Raw genomic sequence first — 16,495 nt, forward strand, 5'->3', positions numbered from 1 at the left:
GAGCGGCGCGGGCGGCGGGGACGCGGCGGCGCGCGAGCCGCTGGCGCTCGTGCCGCGCGCGGAGCGCAAGGCGTTGCCGGACCTGACGGGTACGGGGCTCGACGGGAAGCGGGTCGCGCTGTCGCGGTACGCGGGGCAGGTCGTGCTCGTCAACGGGTGGCAGTCCTCCTGCGGGCCCTGCCGCGCCGAGATGCCGGGGCTCGTCCGGGTCCAGAAGCGGTACGGGGACCGGGGCCTGCGGGTCGTGGGCTACAACGCGGAGGCCAACGAGGGCGCGGCGCGGGCCTTCGTCGCGCGGTACGGGGTGACGTACCCGGTGCTGTACGACCCCTCGGGGCGCGAGCTGCTGCGGATACCGAAGGGTGTCGTCAACCCGCAGTTCGTGCCGTTCACCTTCCTGGTGGACAAGGAGGGGAAGGTGGCGGCGTCCATGGCGGGCCCGGTCTCCGAACGGAGGGCGGGCGCCGTGGTGGGGAAGCTGCTCGCCGAGGGGTGAAGGGGAGCGCGGTCGCCGTCCCGAGGCGGGTGACAGGTGGTAAGGGGCGGTGCGGAGCTGGACGGCCCGCCGCCCGCGCGAGCAAGTCCCGGCAGGGGACCGCCGGTCGGGCGGTCCCCGTACCTCCTACGTTCCCGGCTCGTCGTCCAGGCGGGCGATCCGGTCCGTGACGTCGTTCGCGAGGCGGTTCAGGAGGCGGGTCAGGTCTCTGCGGTCCTGCTCGGGCCAGTCGGCGAGCACGTCGGTGAACCAGGAGAAGAGGGAGGCGCCGTAGCGCTCGACGCCGTCGTAGCCGCTCGGGGTCAGCTCGATGAGGCTCGCGCGGCGGTCCTCGGGATCGGTGACGCGGTGCACGAGCCCGCGCTTCTCCAGTACCTGCACATGCCGGGTGACATGCGGGCCCACGACGGCCATGCGCTCGGCGATCTCGCCGATGCGCAGCGGGCGTCCGGCGGTACGGAGGTTGAGGAGCACGCTGATCGCGGGCTTGTCGAGGTGCAGTCCGGACGCCTGGGCGGCCCTTTCGGGGAGCTTGCCCTTCGTGAAGGCCGTGCTGAGCTGCGTGACCCTCGGCAGGGCGGCGAGGAAGCCGGCGAGCCCTTCGGGGTGGGGGGCCGGGGTGTCGGTGCCGGGCGCGGAGGGGCGGGGAGACCCCTCGCGTCGTGGCGGTTCGGGTGCGGCGGGTACCCCGGGGGACTCGGGGGTCATGGTGTCGCCTCCATTTGCATACCTGACTTACGTATCTATATGGTGGGGAGTGCCGAGGGGGTAGAGCGGCCCCGCTCGGTGTCAATAAAGATACCTAACGTACGTATCTTCTGTCGAAAGGGGTTCCTCATGTCCGCCCTCTCCCCGTCCGCTTCCCCCGCTTCCGCCTCCTCCCCCGCCGCCCGCCGGGTCCTCGTCTCGGGCGCGAGCATCGCCGGTCCCGCGCTCGCCTACTGGCTCGACCGCCACGGCTTCGAGGTGACCGTGGTCGAGAAGGCTCCCACCGTGCGCGGCGGCGGGTACGCGATCGACATCCGCGGCGTGGCGCGGGAGGTCGCCGACCGGATGGGGATCATGCCCGCGCTGCGGGCGGCGCACGTCGACTCGCGGCGGCTGAGCTTCGTGGACGCCGCCGGGGAGCCGATCGGCTCCGTACGGCCCGAACAGGTGACGGGCGGCGCGGCCGGGCTCGACCTGGAGGTGCGGCGCGGGGATCTCGCGACCGCGCTGACCGACCTGCTCGAAGGCCGCGTCGAGTTCCTCTTCAACGACTCGATAGCGACCCTCGACGACGACGGCGACGCCGTGCACGTCGAGTTCGACAGCGGGACGCTGCGCACCTTCGACCTCGTCATCGGCGCCGACGGCCTGCACTCGAACACGCGGCGGCTCGTCTTCGGCCCCGAGGAGCCCTTCCACCGCTACCTCGGCCACGTCTTCGCCGGTTTCACGCTCCCCAACGAATTCGGCCTCGTCCGCGAGGGCGCCATCTGGAACGAGCCCGGCCGCGGCGCCGCCCTCTACGCGCACGAGCCGGACGAGGACCTCCACGGCTTCCTGGTCTTCCGGAACGAGGAGGTGCCGTTCACCGCCTTCCGGAACCCCGGGGCGCAGCGCGCGCTGGTGCGGGAGCGCTTCCCCGAGCGGAGCTGGCACCTGCCGCGCATGGTCGAGGGCATGGAGAAGGCCGACGACCTCTTCTTCGACATCGTGAGCCAGATCCACCTGTACACCTGGTCGCACGGGCGCGTCGCGCTCGCCGGGGACGCGGCGCACGCGACGTCGTTCCTCTCCGGGCAGGGGTCGAGCGTGGCGCTCGTGGGGGCGTACGTGCTCGCCGGGGAGCTGGCCAGGCACAGCGACCACGAGGTGGCCTTCGCCGAGTACGAGCGGATCGTGCGGCCGTTCGCGGAGCGCAACCAGGCCCTGGCGACCGGCGGCGGCACGGTGGTGGTGCCCGGGACGAGGGAGGAGCTGGACGCGCGCAACGCGATGCTGCGCGCGGCGGCGGCCGGGGGCGCCCCGGAGGACGGCGGCGCGACGCACGGCGTGCACTCGGCGATCGACCTTCCCCGGTACGAGTGAGCGGGGGGCGGGTACGGGTCTCGGCGGCCGGAGGACCGGTACGGCTCAGGCGGGCGCGGGACCCGTGCGCGTCGGCCCCGCCGCGACGATCGTCCCCTGCGCCACCGCCACCAGCTTCTCCGTCCCGTCCTCCGCCACCGACCACACCTCGCAGCGGCACACCGCCTGCCTGCGGGTCGTCGCCGCCGCCTGTGCGCGCGCCGTGATGACCGGACCCGTCGCCGGGCGGACGTAGTTGACCTTGAACTCGGCGGTCAGGGCGTCGCCGCCGAGCGCGAGGCCGCCCGCGAAGGTCAGGGCGTTGTCGGCGAGGTAGCTGAGCACCCCGCCGTGCACGAAGCCGTGCTGCTGCCGCAGTTCCGGCCGGTTGGCGATCCGGATCTCGGCCGCGCCGGGCGAGGCCGAGACCAGCTCGGCGCCGAGGAAGCGCGTGAAGGGCTGCGCCTCGAAGACCTGCCGGGCGAACTCCTCGGGCGCGGACGTGCCGGTGTCGTCGGTCATGCCCGCCAATCTATCGGCGTTCGCGCTCAACCCCCGGTCACGAGTACCAAGTTCCCCGCGTGATCGCTGTACTGCGTGCGTACGTGGACGCCCTGGTCCGCGAGTTCGCGCAGCAGCGGGCCGAGCCGCCCGGGGCGGGACTGGTCGACGCGGGTCATGGTGACCTCGTTGAGGCGGGCCGGCCCGAGCCCCGTCGCCGTGGCGGCCCGCAGTGCGCGCGGCCCGTCCGCCACGAGGTAGTGCGCGGTCGTCCCGAAGGCCCCGCCGCCCTCCAGACTCACCCCCGCCCGCCCCAGGGCCTCGGTGAGCGCGGCGAGGGCATGGGGGTGCGCGGGGAGGTGGACCTCCAGGTCGTGGAGGCGGGGCGTCGTCGTCATGGCGGGAGCGTACGAGCGGGAAGGTGCGGCGCGGGCCGAAGCGTGTGCGCGACGGAGGCGGACCGGGGCCCCGCGTTCCGCTAAGTGCACACGTTCCGCAGGTTTGAGTGGACACTTTGTCCGTCTCGCGTGGCAGCCGGCTGAGCAAGGTGAACAGGGTGCCCATCGCTGGGCGCGTCCTCTTGCCGCCCGCCGGGCGCGGGGGCTGTCCTGGCGCGTATGAGCATTCAGGACACCCTCACCGACCAGGAACGACTGGCCGAACTCGACCTCCCCCAACTGCGCAAGCTCGTCGGGCTCGTGGAGTACGACGACAACGCCGACCCGTTCCCGGTCACCGGGTGGGACGCGATCGTGTGGGCGGTCGGGAACGCGAGCCAGGCCGCGCACTACTACCAGTCCGCCTACGGCATGGAGCTGGAGGCGTACTCGGGGCCCGAGACGGGCAACCGCGACCACCACTCCTACGTGCTGCGCAGCGGCGCCATCCGCTTCGTGTTCAACGGCGCCGTCGACCCCGCGAGCCCCGTCGCCGACCACCAGCGCGCGCACGGCGACGGCGTCACCGACATCGCGCTCGAAGTGCCCGACGTCGACCGCTGCGTCGCCCACGCCCGCGCGCAGGGCGCCCGCGTGCTCGAAGAGCCGCACGACGTCACCGACGAGCACGGCACCGTGCGGATCGCCGCCATCGCCGCGTACGGCGACACGCGGCACAGCCTCGTCGACCGCTCCGGCTACACCGGCCCGTACCTGCCCGGGTACGTCGCCCGCACCTCCGGCCACGTGCGGCGTCCCGGTGCGCCCAAGCGTGTCTTCCAGGCGCTCGACCACGTCGTCGGCAACGTCGAACTCGGCCACATGGACGAGTGGGTCGACTTCTACAACCGGATCATGGGCTTCACCAACATGGCCGAGTTCATCGGCGACGACATCGCCACCGAGTACTCCGCGCTCATGAGCAAGGTCGTCGCCAACGGCAACCACCGCGTGAAGTTCCCGCTCAACGAGCCGGCGCCCGGCAAGAAGAAGTCGCAGATCGACGAGTACCTGGAGTTCTACGGGGGCGCCGGCGCCCAGCACCTCGCGCTCGCGACCAACGACATCATCGCCTCCGTCGACGCGATGCGGGCCGAGGGCGTCGAGTTCCTGGACACCCCGGACTCGTACTACGAGGACCCGGCGCTGCGGGCCCGTATCGGTGAAGTACGCGTTCCCATCGAGGAGTTGCAGAAGCGGGGCATCCTCGTGGACCGCGACGAGGACGGGTACCTGCTCCAGATCTTCACGAAGCCGCTGGGGGACCGGCCGACGCTGTTCTTCGAGATGATCGAGCGGCACGGGTCGCTGGGGTTCGGGAAGGGGAACTTTCAGGCGCTGTTCGAGGCCATTGAGAGGGAGCAGGAGAGGCGGGGGAACTTTTAGCCGCGGGGCGGCGGGCGGCGGGGCGGGGCTCGCGGGGCTTCGCCCCACGCCCCGTTTGTGGGGCTCCGCCCCACGCCCCGCTCCTCAATCTCCCCCAGCCTTCGGCCGGGGGGACCCCCAGAGGGGCTGCATAAGGACCTCATAGTGGCCCCATGCGCCGCACCCTCCACCGTTCCGGTCCCGCCTCCTCCGCCCTCGTCGCCGAGCGCTACGCCGCGTACGCCCGCTGGTCCGAGTGGTCACCGCAGATCCGGGGCGTCGAGACGGACGGGGAGCGGCTCGCGAGTGGGGCCACCGGGACGGTGCGCGGGCCGCTGGGGGTGCGGGTCCGCTTTCGGGTGGAGCGGGTCGAGGGCGGGGACTGGTCCTGGGTCGTGCGGTGCGGGCCCGTGCGGCTGCGGCTTGAGCACGGGGTGCGGGGCCTGCGCGACGGCGGCTCCGTGACGCGACTCGCCGTCGAGGGCCCCGCCCCGTACGTCCTCGGCTACGAGCCGTTCGCCCGCCTCGCGCTCGGGCGCCTCGTACGTGACCTGTCCCACAATCCGAGTGCCCGGCAGCGGCCTGGGCAAGGTCGGTAAGGAGTGGCACCGGGTGCCGCGTGCGGGCCGGGGGCTGGGCAGGACGTCTCAGCAGCCGATACGTACCGGGCGAAAACCGGCCGCTCGCTAAACTGAGCCGATCGCAGGACTGACTACCGAGGAGCGCGCACGTGGGCCTTGTCGTGCAGAAGTACGGAGGCTCATCCGTTGCCGATGCCGAAGGCATCAAGCGGGTCGCCAAGCGGATCGTGGAAGCCAAGAAGAACGGCCATCAGGTCGTTGTCGTGGTGTCCGCGATGGGTGACACGACGGACGAGTTGATCGATCTCGCGGAACAGGTGTCCCCGATGCCTCCCGGCCGCGAGATGGACATGCTGCTGACCGCGGGGGAGCGGATCTCCATGGCACTGCTGGCCATGGCGATCAAAAACCTGGGGCACGAGGCGCAGTCCTTCACGGGCAGCCAGGCCGGGGTGATCACCGACAGCTCCCACGGCAAGGCGCGCATCATCGACGTCACGCCCGGTCGTATCCGTACGGCCGTGGACGAGGGCAACATCGCCATCGTGGCCGGTTTCCAGGGCGTGTCCCAGGAGAAGAAGGACATCACGACGCTCGGTCGCGGCGGCTCGGACACCACGGCGGTCGCGCTCGCCGCGGCGCTCGACGCCGAGGTCTGCGAGATCTACACGGACGTCGACGGCGTGTTCACCGCCGACCCGCGCGTCGTGAAGAAGGCCCGCAAGATCGACCACATCGGCTACGAGGACATGCTGGAGCTGGCAAGCTCCGGGTCGAAGGTGCTGCTCCACCGTTGCGTGGAGTACGCCCGCCGGTACGACATCCCGATCCACGTCCGCTCCTCCTTCTCGGGGCTCCAGGGCACGTGGGTCGGCCGAACGCAGGGGAACGAAGCGATGGAGCAGGCACTCATCTCCGGGGTGGCGCACGACACCTCCGAGGCGAAGATCACCGTCGTCGGGGTGCCGGACAAGCCGGGCGAGGCCGCCGCGATCTTCCGCGCCATCGCGGGCGCCGAGGTCAACATCGACATGGTGGTGCAGAACGTCTCCGCCGCGTCCACGGGCCTCACCGACATCTCCTTCACCCTCCCCAAGACCGAGGGCCGCAAGGCGATCGACGCCCTGGAGAAGCTCAAGGCCACCGTCGCCTTCGAGTCGCTGCGCTACGACGACCAGATCGCGAAGATCTCCCTCGTCGGCGCCGGCATGAAGACCAACCCGGGCGTCACCGCGACCTTCTTCGAGGCGCTGAGCCGCGCGAGCGTCAACATCGAGCTGATCTCGACCTCCGAGATCCGCATCTCGGTCGTGACCCGCGCCGACGACGTCAACGAGGCCGTCCGCGCCGTGCACTCCGCCTTCGGTCTCGACAGCGACAGCGACGAGGCCGTGGTCTACGGGGGCACCGGGCGATGACCCACCCGCACGGGCCGCACGGCGCACGCACGGAGGTGCCGTGACCGGGCGGCCCGTGCTCGCCGTGGTCGGCGCCACCGGAATCGCCGGTGGCGCCGTTCTCGGCATCCTCAGCCAGCACGCCGACATCTGGGGCGAGATCCGTCTCTTCGCCTCCGCCCGCTCCGCCGGGCGCGTCCTGAGCGTGCGCGGCACCCCCAACCGGGTCCACGCGCTGGAGCCCGGCGTCTTCGACGGCGTCGACCTCGCGCTCTTCCTCGTCCCCGAGGACATCGCCGCGAGGTGGGCGCCGCGCGCCGTCGAGGCGGGCGCCGTCGTCGTCGACACCTCCGCGGCCTTCCGCACCGACCCCGACGTGCCGCTCGTCGTCCCCGAGGTGAACCCGCACGCGGTACGGGCCAGGCCCCGCGGCATCGTCGCGGGACCCCAGTGCACGACCCTCGCCATGATCGTCGCGCTCGGCGCGCTGCACGGCGAATTCGGCCTCGCGAGCCTCGTCGTCTCCACGTACGAGGCCGTCAGCGCGGCGGGCCGCGCGGGCACCGAGGCCCTGTGGGGCCAGCTCGGCACGCTCGTCGCCGAGGAACGCCGCGCGAGCGGCGCCGCGACGCCGGGGCCCGGTACGGCGCCCGGCGACGTACGCCGCGTGCTCGGCCAGGACACCGGGCCCTTCCCCGACCCGGTCGCGCTCAACGTCGTGCCCTGGACGGGCGCGTACGACGGCGACGGCTGGACCACGACCGAACGGATGCTCCGCGACGAGCCCCGCCGCGTCCTCGGCCTCCCGGCGCTTCCCGTCTCCGCGACCTGCGTGCGCGTCCCCGTCGTCACGACGCACTCGCTCACCGTCCACGCCCGCTTCGAGCACGTCGTCTCCGCCGGGCGGGCCCGCGAGATCCTCGCCACGGCACCGGGTGTCGTCCTCATCGACGATCCCGAGAAGGGTGAGTACCCGACGCCCGTGGACGCGGCGGGGACCGATCCCGCGTGGGTCGGGCGGGTACGTGCCGACGCCGACGATCCGCACGCGCTCGACTTCTTCGTGTGTGCCGACAATGTGCGCAAGGGAAGAGCGCTCAACGCGGTGCAGATCGCCGAGCTGGTCGTGGGAGCCCGCTGACGGGGCGCGCGGAGGGGCGTGCGCGGGTCCATAAAGGGCGTACGTCCCTCAACATCCCGAAATATGCGTCTGCTGTGACGAAGTTGTGACGTTCCCGTGTGCAACTCTGCCCCGGCCGCCCTTGTGCCGCCGCGCCCCCACAACGGACGATGCGAGTCTGTCCCCCCGCAACCGCGCACGGCGGACCCGACGTCTCCCCCCACACCAGGAACGCCGCACGGTCCCCATGACGCGAGGGGGGCGCACGGGGGTGCGAGCACGGGGGTGTTCCGACACGGGGAGGAAGAAGCGGGTGCGGGTGAGGGTGAGGGGGGCGGAAGGGGCCGGTCCGCGGCGTCTCGGATCGCCGTACAACCCCGAGGGGGGCAGCGGTGTCAAACAACCGTGGCTGAGGTTCTCGAATTCACGACGGCGCGTATCGCGCCCCTCCCGCTGCGTCCCCCGGGCCGCCGCAGGACGACCCGTGCCCCCGGCACCATGCCGGTGATCGCGCCGATGCCCCTGACCAGGCCCTCCGTTCCGCGGCAGCGGTCCGCGGACGAGACGGAGCCGGAGGCGCCCGCGGTCGGCACGACCGTCGACCACCTCACGGAGACCTACCGCGCCCACTACCGCTCGCTGCTCGGCCTCGCCGCCCTGCTCCTCGACGACACCGCCTCCTGCGAGGACGTCGTGCAGGAGGCGTTCATCCGCGTGCACTCGGCGCGCAAGCGGGTCCGCGACCCCGAGAAGACCCTCGCCTACCTGCGCCAGACCGTCGTGAACCTCTCGCGGTCCACGCTGCGCCGCCGCATCCTCGGCCTCAAGCTCCTCTCCAAGCCGATGCCGGACATGGCGAGCGCGGAGGAGGGGGCGTACGACCTCCTGGAGCGCGACGACCTCATCAAGGCGATGCGCGGACTCCAGCGCAGGCAGCGCGAGGTGCTCGTGCTGCGGTACTTCGCCGACATGACGGAGGCGCAGGTCGCGGAGACGCTCGGCGTCTCGGTCGGCTCGGTGAAGGCGTACGGCTCGCGCGGGATCGCCGCGCTGCGCGTCGCGATGGGAGCCACGACGTGACGGCGGACGACGGCAGGCGGCCGGAGGAGAAGCGGGACGACGGGGCTCGAACGGACGGGGCCCGGGAGGAGAAGGGCGCGGCGGTGAGCGGCGGCAGGACACCGGGGGCGGCAGGGGCTTCGGGGGGACCGCGGGACGGGGAGACGAGGAAACTTCCCGCACCGCCCGCCGACCCGACGGCACCCGCGTCCCCGGCGGATTCCGCGTCGGCGGATTCCGCGTCGGCCGACACCACGCCGACCCGTCCCGCTTCGGAAGACGAGGCCCCGACCCGTCCCGCCCCGTTCCGCCCCGTCCCCGCGGACACCGCGCCGCTCCGCCCCGCCCCCGCCCCGGCGGATTCCGCAGCGCCCGATTCCTCCTTCGGTGAGGAGGAATTGCGCGCGTTGTTCCACGGCGCGGTGGACGGGCTCGCGCCCGGCGAGGGGACGCTGGACCGGCTCCAGGCCGCCGTGCCGGCCCGCCGGGCCCGCAGGCGGCAGACGCTCGTCGGGGTCGCGGCGGCCGTGATCCTCCTCGGTACGGCGATCCCCGCGGCCGTCCACGTCGCCGCGGCGCCGGGCCACGAGGCCGACCCGGCGATGGCGGGCAGCAGCCAGGACGCGCACACCCCCGCCTCGGCCGAGACGAAGCGGCACGAGGGCGCCGGGCACGAGGAGGACGGCGGCCACAGCGCCTCGCCGCACTCCTCGGCGAGCGGGAGGCACCGCGGCGGGCCGAGCGGTTCGCCGGACCCGGAGACGCACTCGTCCGCCGGTACGGTCCTCGCCGAAGCGCCCCGCTGCGCGGCGACGCAACTCGGCGACGCCGCCGCCGACCGGGGCACCCCGGCCGCGGACGGCACCGTCTACGGCAGCTTCCGGGTCGCGAACATCTCCGGCGAGAAGTGCGCGGTCACCTCGCCGGGCCAGGTGCAGGTCGCCGTCGTGGGCGGCATGTCCCGTACGACCGTGCCCGTCGTCCAGCACCAGGACGGCGACGCGGCGGGCGGACTGCCCGGCACCGCGCAGTCGGTGCAGGCGCTGCTGCTCGACCCGGGGCAGTCGTACGAGGTGCGGTTCGCGTTCGTACCGGACAGCACGTGCCCGACCGGCGGCCCGACGCAGGGCACCGGCGACCCCGAGCCCTCGTCCCCGCCCCCGGCCGACCCGTCCCAGCCCCCCGCCGAGAGCGGCGGCGCGGACCCGGGCACGGCCCCCGAGGGCAACACGGCGGCGCTCGACCAGACCACGACCCAGTTCGCCAGGACCGTCCCGGCCGACGACACCCCCGGCACCGCCACGGTCGAGGTCACCCACAACGCGGCCCCCGGCGGCCCCGTCACCAACACGACGATCCCCGAGTCCTGCCCGGGCACGGTCTACCGCACGGGCCTCCTCCCGGCCGACGGCGGCTGAGGGGCCGGGAGCCCCAGCGCCCGGCGGGGTGCCCGTGTGTCATCCCGCCCGAGCCGGGTACCCCCCTCGGTGACCGTCGCGGACGACCACCGGAGGAGGACTCATGGCACACGAAGCGAAGCCCGGCGAGGAGAAGACCCCCCGCACGGCCGCGCAGGAGCTGCGCGAGGAGGCCGAGAAGGCGGCGAAGGACGTCCGGGGCGAGCACCCGCGCCACCCGGGCGAGAGCGGCGACGCCCTGCGCCCGAACGTGGAGCAGGAGGAGCCGGCCCGCGAGGAGACGTGACCGGGGGCGGCCCCGCGTCTTCGGCCCGCGAGGAGACGTGACCGGCGGCGGCCCCGCGCCGCCCTACGCCTTCGGCACCACCGGCAGCCGCACGTACCCCACCCGCCCGGCCCCCGTGTGCACCGCGTTCACGGCCCCCCGGTGGTAGCTCTCGTCGTAGCCGTGGTGCAGGCCGTGCGCGACGCCGTCGTAGGGCTGCACGTCCACGCGCAGGCGCTGCCCGGCCCGGATCAGCCCCGTGTTCGGGATCAGCTCGACCTCGACCCGCACCACCTCGCCGTCCCGCAGCGGGGCGTGGTCGGCGGCGCGGTGGGTGTGCTTGGGGGTGTACGGGGTGGAGCGGACCGGGTCGAGGACGCGGTGCGAGACCTTGAGCCAGCCCTTGGTGAGCGGGGCGATGCGGCCCGGGTAGTTCATCGTCGTGATGCCGGTGAAGTCGACCTCGCGGTCCTCCGCGTCGATGACCCGCACCGACACGTACAGGTCCATGTCCTCGCTCGTGGAGGAGACCCACAGGACCGCCTTGCCGTAGCCGGCGACGACCGAGTCCTCGGCGACGGGCTCGCTGAGGAAGCTGAGGCCCGTCGTGCGCGGGTCGGCGTCGCGGACGTCGGCGCTGTAGCGGGCGACGTGCTCGGGGCCGTCCGGCTCCGTCGTGCTCAGCCGGGAGCCGTCGAAGTACCAGCGCGGGTACGTGGTCCGCGCGACGGGCCACTCGTGCTCCTCCTGGACGTAGGAGGCCCCGTTGCCCGTACGGATTTCGAGCCGGACCGGCGGCTCGTCCATGATCCCGTTGTCGACGCCCTTGAGCCAGTGGTCGAAGAACGCCTTGTGCCGGTCGACGGTGTCGGCCGCGTACGACTTCTGGAACCAGTCCTCCCAGAAGTCGAGCTTCTTGTGCGGCGTCGGCGTGTTGAGGTACGCCTCGCTGCTGCCGAGCTGGTGGAAGTGGGCGAGGTGGGTGGTCGCGGCGACGGACCACAGCGGCACGTCGACGCCGCTGAGGTCGGGGCTCATGAACATCTCGGCGCGCGGCCCGAAGACGAGGGCGGGGTCGGAGTCGCGGAAGGGGTGCTCGGCGAGGATGCGCGGGAAGTCGGCGATGTCGGGCTCGCCGCACACGGCGGGCTCGAAGCCGGAGCGCTTCCAGGTGGGGAAGAACTGCTCGTTGAGGATGCCGCCGTTGTAGGCGACCTCCTCGTAGAGGTCGACGTCGGTGCCGATGGCGATCATCGCCTTGAGGTGCTGGGGGCGCAGGCTCGCCGCCGCGTGCTGGCTCACCGCGAGGTACGACATGCCCCACAGCCCCACCGAACCGTTCGACCAGGGCTGTTCGCCCGCCCACTCGATCGCGTCGCGGAACGCCTCGGCGCCCGCGATGCCCCACGGGGCGAGCTGCCCGGGGCTGCGGCCCGCGCCGGGCATGTCGACGCGTACGACGGCGTACCCGTCCGGCACCCAGGCGGCCGTGTTCACGGTCTCGTGGTTCTCGAACTGCTGCCCGTCCGCGTTGCCGAAGAAGTACTCCTCCTCCATCCGCTCGTGCGCTTCGAGGCCCGCCGCGTCGCAGACGGAGTGGTGGTTGAAGGCTTTGCCGTACGGGCCGCAGCTCACGATGACGGGGTACGTGCCCTCGCCCGCCGGGCGGAACACGTCGGCGTAGACGTGCGAGCCGTTCGCGAGCGGGATGCGCACGTCGCGGAAGCGGCGGATGCCGAGGGCGTTGCGGCGCAGCTCGTTGCGCGCGAGGGCGGGGGAGCACAGCGTGCGCGGGGCCGTGCCGTCGAAGACCCCGGCGCGGTCGAGGTCGGCGAGGAGGCCGGTGATCACGGGGTCGGCGGCGAAGGCCGTCACCTTGTCGCCGGACTCGGCGCCCGCGTAGTCGGCGTCGTGCCGGAAGTCCAGCGGCCGGTCGCCGATGATCTCGTGGACCTCGGGCGCGATGACCGTGCCGTGGTCGAGGACGGTGTCGCGGCCGAGCGAGAACACGAGGCGGGCGATGTTCGTGAGGCCCGGGTCCTTGAGCTTGGCCGTGTCGCCGTCGACGCGCGCGACGATCCGCGCGAGGTGCAGCCGGGGGGCGCCGGGCGCGTGCCCGATCGAGGTCCTGCCGAGGAGGAACGCCACGCGCTCGCCCTCCTCGTAGCGGAACGAGCCGTCCGGGCCGGTCAGCCCGTGGTGGGTCGGGGTCTCGTAGCGCAGGCCCGCGATCGGGCCTGCGAGGGTGCCGGTGAGGGGCATGGGGGTGTCCTTGTGTGGTCGTGCGCGCGGCGGCGGGGGAGCCGGCGCGGGTGATCCATCGCCGCGAGCGTAGGACCGCGCCTTCGTAATATCAACCTTCGTTGATATTTATTGCCCGTCGTTAGACTGCGCCCATGTCCGCAGATTCCAGTGCGCCCGCTCCGCGCCGCCCGCGCGGGCGTCCGCCGCGCGGGCGGCGGCCGGGGCCCAACGTGACCCGTCAGGCCGTGCTCGACGCCGCGCGCGCCCGCTTCGCGTCCGACGGCTTCAAGGCCACGACGATCCGGAAGGTCGCCGCCGACGCGGGGGTCGACCCGGCGCTCGTGATGCAGTACTTCCGTTCGAAGGACGAGCTGTTCGCGGCGGTCATGTCGATCTCGCCGGAAGCGCTCGCACGTCTCGCCGACGCCTTCGACGGGCCGGAGGAGACCTTGGGGGAGCGGGTGGTGCGCGCGCACCTGAGCGTGTGGGAGGACGGCGCGCCGGACGCGCCGGCGCTGCTCGCGATGGTGCGCGGCGGGGTCGCGAACGAGGGGGCGACGGCGCAGCTGCGGGAGTTCATCGCCTCACGCCTCGCGTCCGAGGCGGACCGCAGCGCGCTCGACGGGCACGACAGCGCGGTCCGCGTGGCGCTGGCCGCGACGATGCTGATCGGCGTCGTGGTCGGCCGTCGCCTGGTCCAGGTGCCCGTGCTGGCCGAGGAGGACACGGAGGCGATCATCGCCAGGGTCGCCCCGGCGATCCAGCACCTCCTGGTGCCGTGAGGGCCGGTGCAGGCCCGGCGTGGAGCCCGGTGTGAGCGCTCAGACCCCCGCCGGTTCCGGTTCCGGCTCCTCCGTCGCGATCCCGAGTTCCGCGTCCCTGCGGGCCTCCGCCTCGCGGCGCACGAGGCGGTACCACATGAAGACCACGAACCCGGCGAAGACGAACCACTCGCCCGTGTAGCCGAGGTTCTGGAACGCCTTGAGGTCGAGCCCGCCGCCCTCCGGCGTCTTCGCGGGCACGGGCGTGAGCCCGGACTCGGCGCGGTCGAGCGTGATCCAGCCGTCGTACACGTCGTACGTCGTGAGGTTGAGCAGCGAGGCCGCGCCGATGATCCCGACCTGCCCGGCCGGGAGACCGCCGGTCGCGTCCACGCCCGTGCTGCGCGCGTCCTCGGAGGGCTGGAGCGCCCCGGTCACGGTGACGGTGCCGCCGGGAGCGGCGGGGGCCTTCGCCGGGGCGGAGCCCTCGTGCCAGCCGCGGACGACGGGCAGGACCTTGTGCTCGCCGGTCAGCAGGAGCCCGAGCACGTAGTAGCCGTCGGCGCCGTCGAGCCCGCGGTCGGGCACGATGAGCTGCTTGACGTACCGGCCCGTGGCGCGCGTGCGCGCGCCCGAGGTCTCGGTCGTGACGGGCAGGACCTTCGCGAGCGGGCTGGCCGCCGCGTCGGCGTGGGCCTCGGCCGTGGCCTCGGCGTGCTTGTGCGTGTCCACCCGGTCCTCGAAGCGGCTCAGCTGCCAGGACCCCATGAAGACGCAGAACGGGATCGCCAGGAGGACGAAGACGTGGATTCCCCACCACCGGGGAGTCAGCAGGAACCGGTACACACCCCCACGGTACGGGGCGGGCCGGGACGCCCCGCGCCCGCCCCCGTACCACAGGCGCTCAGGCCCCCGGTACGTGCCGCCGCACGAAGTCCAGCTCCATCCGCACCTGCTTCACGCGCTCGTCCACGACGAGCGAGCCGTGCCCCGCGTCGTAGCGGTAGACCTCGTGCGGGTGCTTCCTCGCCACCAGCCGGTCGACGTAGTTCTCGACCTGCTTGATGGGGCAGCGCGGGTCGTTGACCCCGGCCGAGAGGTAGACGGGCGCGCGCACGTCGTCCACGTACGTGAGCGGGTTCGACGCCGCCCACCGCTCGGGCAGCTCCTCGGGCGTGCCGCCGAAGAGCGTGCGGTCCATCGCCTTCAGCGCCTCCATCTCGTCGTGGTACGCCGTCACGTAGTCCGCGACGGGTACGGCGGCGACGCCCGCCGCCCACGCCTCCGGCTGCGTGCCGATGCCGAGCAGCGTCAAGTACCCGCCCCACGAGCCGCCCGACAGGATCAGCCGCTCCGGGTCCGCGAGCCCGGAGGCGACCGCCCACTCCCGTACCGCCGCGACGTCCTCCAGCTCGATGAGACCGACGCGGTGCTTCAGCGCGTCCGTCCAGGCCCGCCCGTACCCCGTCGAGCCGCGGTAGTTGACCCGCACGACCGCGTACCCGTGGTCGATCCAGGCGGCCGGCCCGGCGGCGAAGGCGTCGCTGTCGTGCCAGGTGGGGCCGCCGTGGATCTCGAAGACGGTCGGGAAGGGGCCGTCGCCCTGCGGCGTCTGCACGAGGGCGTGCACGCGCCCGCCGGGGCCCTCCACCCACGCGTCCGTGACCGGCACCGAGGCCGGGGCGCGCATCCCGGGCGGGTCCAGGACGACGCCGCGCGTCGTGGAGCGGACCACGGGCGGCTCGGCGGCCGAGGACCACAGGTACTCGACGCTGCCGTCCGGGCGCGCCCCCGCCTCGGAGACGGTGCCGCGCGGGGTCTCGATCCGGTCCAGGCGGTGCGCGGCGAGGTCGTAGCGGTACAGCTCGCCGCGCGCCTCGTGGCTGTGCGCGATCAGGAGCGCCGAGGCGTCCTCGTACCAGTCGGCGCTGACGTCCCCCGGCAGGTCGATGGCGAGCGGCGTCTGCGTACCGGCCACCGGGTCCCAGATCAGCGGCAGCCAGCGGCCCTCGCGCTGCGTGCCGACCAGGAGCCGCGCGTCCCCGGCGAGCGGCGCGAAGCCCATGACGGAGAGGCCGAGTTCCTTCGTCCCGCCCTCGGTGTCGTCGAGTTCGGCGACGGTACGGGCGATCTCCCCCGACTCCGCCAGTTCGAGGACCCGCAGCGCGGAGTGCATCGCGTCGCCGTGCTCCGTGTGCTCCACGACGAGGAGGCGGCCATCGTGCGAGAGGCCCCCGACGCCCGCCGATTCGCGGTGCCGGTACACCTCGACGGGCGCGCCCCCGTCCCGTACGACGTGGACGAGCGAGCCGTGCTCGTCGCTCGAACTGCCGACGACGACGGTCCGCCCGTCGCGCCCGAGCGCGAGCCCGGCGGAGTACGCGGCGGCGACGCCGGGCAGCGCCTCGGCGTCCTCGCCCCCCGCGAAGGGCTGGCGCCGCCAGATCCCGAACTCGTCCCCGTCGTGGTCGTCGAACCACCAGATCCATTCGCCGTCCGGGCTCAGTGCCCCGTCCGTCGTCCCGTTCTCGCGGTCGGTGACCTGCCGTTGCGCCCCGTTCGCACGGTCCCAGGCGTACAGCTCGTACGTCCCGGTCGCGTTCGAGACGAACAGCGAGCGGTCGGGGGCGTCCTCGGCCCACTCGGGGAGGGAGACACGGGGAGCACGGAACCGCTTCTCCCAGTCGGGCATGGCTGCCGCGTCGTCCGGCATGGCTGTGGCGTCGGTCGTCATGCGCCCATTCAACTCCCTTCGCAGGTGGAGCGGGGAGCGGTCCCGGCGGCGCGGGGGCCGGGTCC

At 73.2% G+C, this 16,495-nt stretch carries 16 protein-coding genes; 10 read left to right on the forward strand and 6 right to left on the reverse strand.

The genetic code is table 11. The annotated features are described in order from the left end of the window. Positions 1-496, forward strand: a 496-nt coding sequence (locus G3I42_RS28735) for a TlpA disulfide reductase family protein (protein ID WP_164290675.1), incomplete at its 5' end; no start/stop codon positions are given. Between the two features lie 126 nt (positions 497-622). Here the strand turns inward: G3I42_RS28735 and G3I42_RS28740 are convergent. Next, positions 623-1,204: a MarR family winged helix-turn-helix transcriptional regulator gene (locus G3I42_RS28740; RefSeq protein ID WP_164290676.1), complete on the reverse strand. Its 582-nt coding sequence runs from the start codon at positions 1,202-1,204 to the stop codon at positions 623-625. Between the two features lie 129 nt (positions 1,205-1,333). Between G3I42_RS28740 and G3I42_RS28745 the strand changes: the two genes are divergently transcribed. Then, on the forward strand, positions 1,334-2,569 hold the full coding sequence (locus G3I42_RS28745) for an FAD-dependent monooxygenase (protein WP_203607485.1): 1,236 nt from the start codon (positions 1,334-1,336) through the stop codon (positions 2,567-2,569). 45 nt (positions 2,570-2,614) lie between these two features. Here the strand turns inward: G3I42_RS28745 and G3I42_RS28750 are convergent, their stop codons facing one another. Then, positions 2,615-3,070 (reverse strand): PaaI family thioesterase, encoded by a 456-nt coding sequence (locus G3I42_RS28750; RefSeq protein WP_164290678.1) that lies wholly within the window; start codon positions 3,068-3,070, stop codon positions 2,615-2,617. Between the two features lie 26 nt (positions 3,071-3,096). Beyond that, positions 3,097-3,447 (reverse strand): hypothetical protein, encoded by a 351-nt coding sequence (locus tag G3I42_RS28755; protein WP_164290679.1) that lies wholly within the window; start codon positions 3,445-3,447, stop codon positions 3,097-3,099. Positions 3,448-3,666: 219 nt separating this feature from the next. Here G3I42_RS28755 and hppD point away from each other — a divergent pair, with 219 nt between their 5' ends. From hppD to G3I42_RS28790, 7 genes are all read left to right on the forward strand, one after another. Further along, positions 3,667-4,872 carry a 4-hydroxyphenylpyruvate dioxygenase gene (gene hppD, locus G3I42_RS28760; protein ID WP_164290680.1) on the forward strand — a complete coding sequence of 402 codons (1,206 nt, stop codon included), beginning with the start codon at positions 3,667-3,669 and terminating at the stop codon, positions 4,870-4,872. 152 nt (positions 4,873-5,024) lie between these two features. Continuing rightward, the gene (locus G3I42_RS28765) at positions 5,025-5,450 is read left to right on the forward strand and encodes an SRPBCC family protein (RefSeq protein ID WP_164290681.1); all 426 of its coding nucleotides are present in this window, start codon (positions 5,025-5,027) and stop codon (positions 5,448-5,450) included. A 131-nt stretch (positions 5,451-5,581) separates the two neighbouring features. Continuing rightward, positions 5,582-6,850 (forward strand): aspartate kinase, encoded by a 1,269-nt coding sequence (locus G3I42_RS28770; protein ID WP_164290682.1) that lies wholly within the window; start codon positions 5,582-5,584, stop codon positions 6,848-6,850. 40 nt (positions 6,851-6,890) lie between these two features. Continuing rightward, positions 6,891-7,970: an aspartate-semialdehyde dehydrogenase gene (locus G3I42_RS28775; protein WP_164290683.1), complete on the forward strand. Its 1,080-nt coding sequence runs from the start codon at positions 6,891-6,893 to the stop codon at positions 7,968-7,970. Between the two features lie 384 nt (positions 7,971-8,354). Continuing rightward, complete coding sequence (locus G3I42_RS28780; protein WP_164290684.1) at positions 8,355-9,029, forward strand: SigE family RNA polymerase sigma factor; 675 nt, start codon at positions 8,355-8,357, stop codon at positions 9,027-9,029. 377 nt (positions 9,030-9,406) lie between these two features. Next, the gene (locus tag G3I42_RS28785; RefSeq protein ID WP_239096744.1) at positions 9,407-10,426 is read left to right on the forward strand and encodes a hypothetical protein; all 1,020 of its coding nucleotides are present in this window, start codon (positions 9,407-9,409) and stop codon (positions 10,424-10,426) included. Positions 10,427-10,529: 103 nt separating this feature from the next. Beyond that, positions 10,530-10,712 (forward strand): hypothetical protein, encoded by a 183-nt coding sequence (locus G3I42_RS28790; protein ID WP_164290685.1) that lies wholly within the window; start codon positions 10,530-10,532, stop codon positions 10,710-10,712. Between the two features lie 63 nt (positions 10,713-10,775). Here G3I42_RS28790 and G3I42_RS28795 read toward each other — a convergent pair whose 3' ends face one another. After that, positions 10,776-12,953 carry a CocE/NonD family hydrolase gene (locus G3I42_RS28795; protein WP_164290686.1) on the reverse strand — a complete coding sequence of 726 codons (2,178 nt, stop codon included), beginning with the start codon at positions 12,951-12,953 and terminating at the stop codon, positions 10,776-10,778. Between the two features lie 134 nt (positions 12,954-13,087). On the opposite strand from G3I42_RS28795, the gene G3I42_RS28800 reads away from it, so the two are divergent. After that, complete coding sequence (locus G3I42_RS28800) at positions 13,088-13,717, forward strand: TetR family transcriptional regulator (RefSeq protein ID WP_164290687.1); 630 nt, start codon at positions 13,088-13,090, stop codon at positions 13,715-13,717. A 39-nt stretch (positions 13,718-13,756) separates the two neighbouring features. Here the strand turns inward: G3I42_RS28800 and G3I42_RS28805 are convergent, their stop codons facing one another. Together G3I42_RS28805 and G3I42_RS28810 are read right to left on the reverse strand one after the other, a co-directional pair. Beyond that, positions 13,757-14,542 carry an SURF1 family protein gene (locus tag G3I42_RS28805; RefSeq protein WP_164290688.1) on the reverse strand — a complete coding sequence of 262 codons (786 nt, stop codon included), beginning with the start codon at positions 14,540-14,542 and terminating at the stop codon, positions 13,757-13,759. Positions 14,543-14,600: 58 nt separating this feature from the next. Then, positions 14,601-16,430 (reverse strand): prolyl oligopeptidase family serine peptidase, encoded by a 1,830-nt coding sequence (locus tag G3I42_RS28810; protein WP_164290689.1) that lies wholly within the window; start codon positions 16,428-16,430, stop codon positions 14,601-14,603. Positions 16,431-16,495: the final 65 nt, after the last annotated feature.

It is taken from the genome of Streptomyces sp. SID11385, assembly GCF_010548245.1.
In the GTDB taxonomy this organism is placed as follows: domain Bacteria; phylum Actinomycetota; class Actinomycetes; order Streptomycetales; family Streptomycetaceae; genus Streptomyces.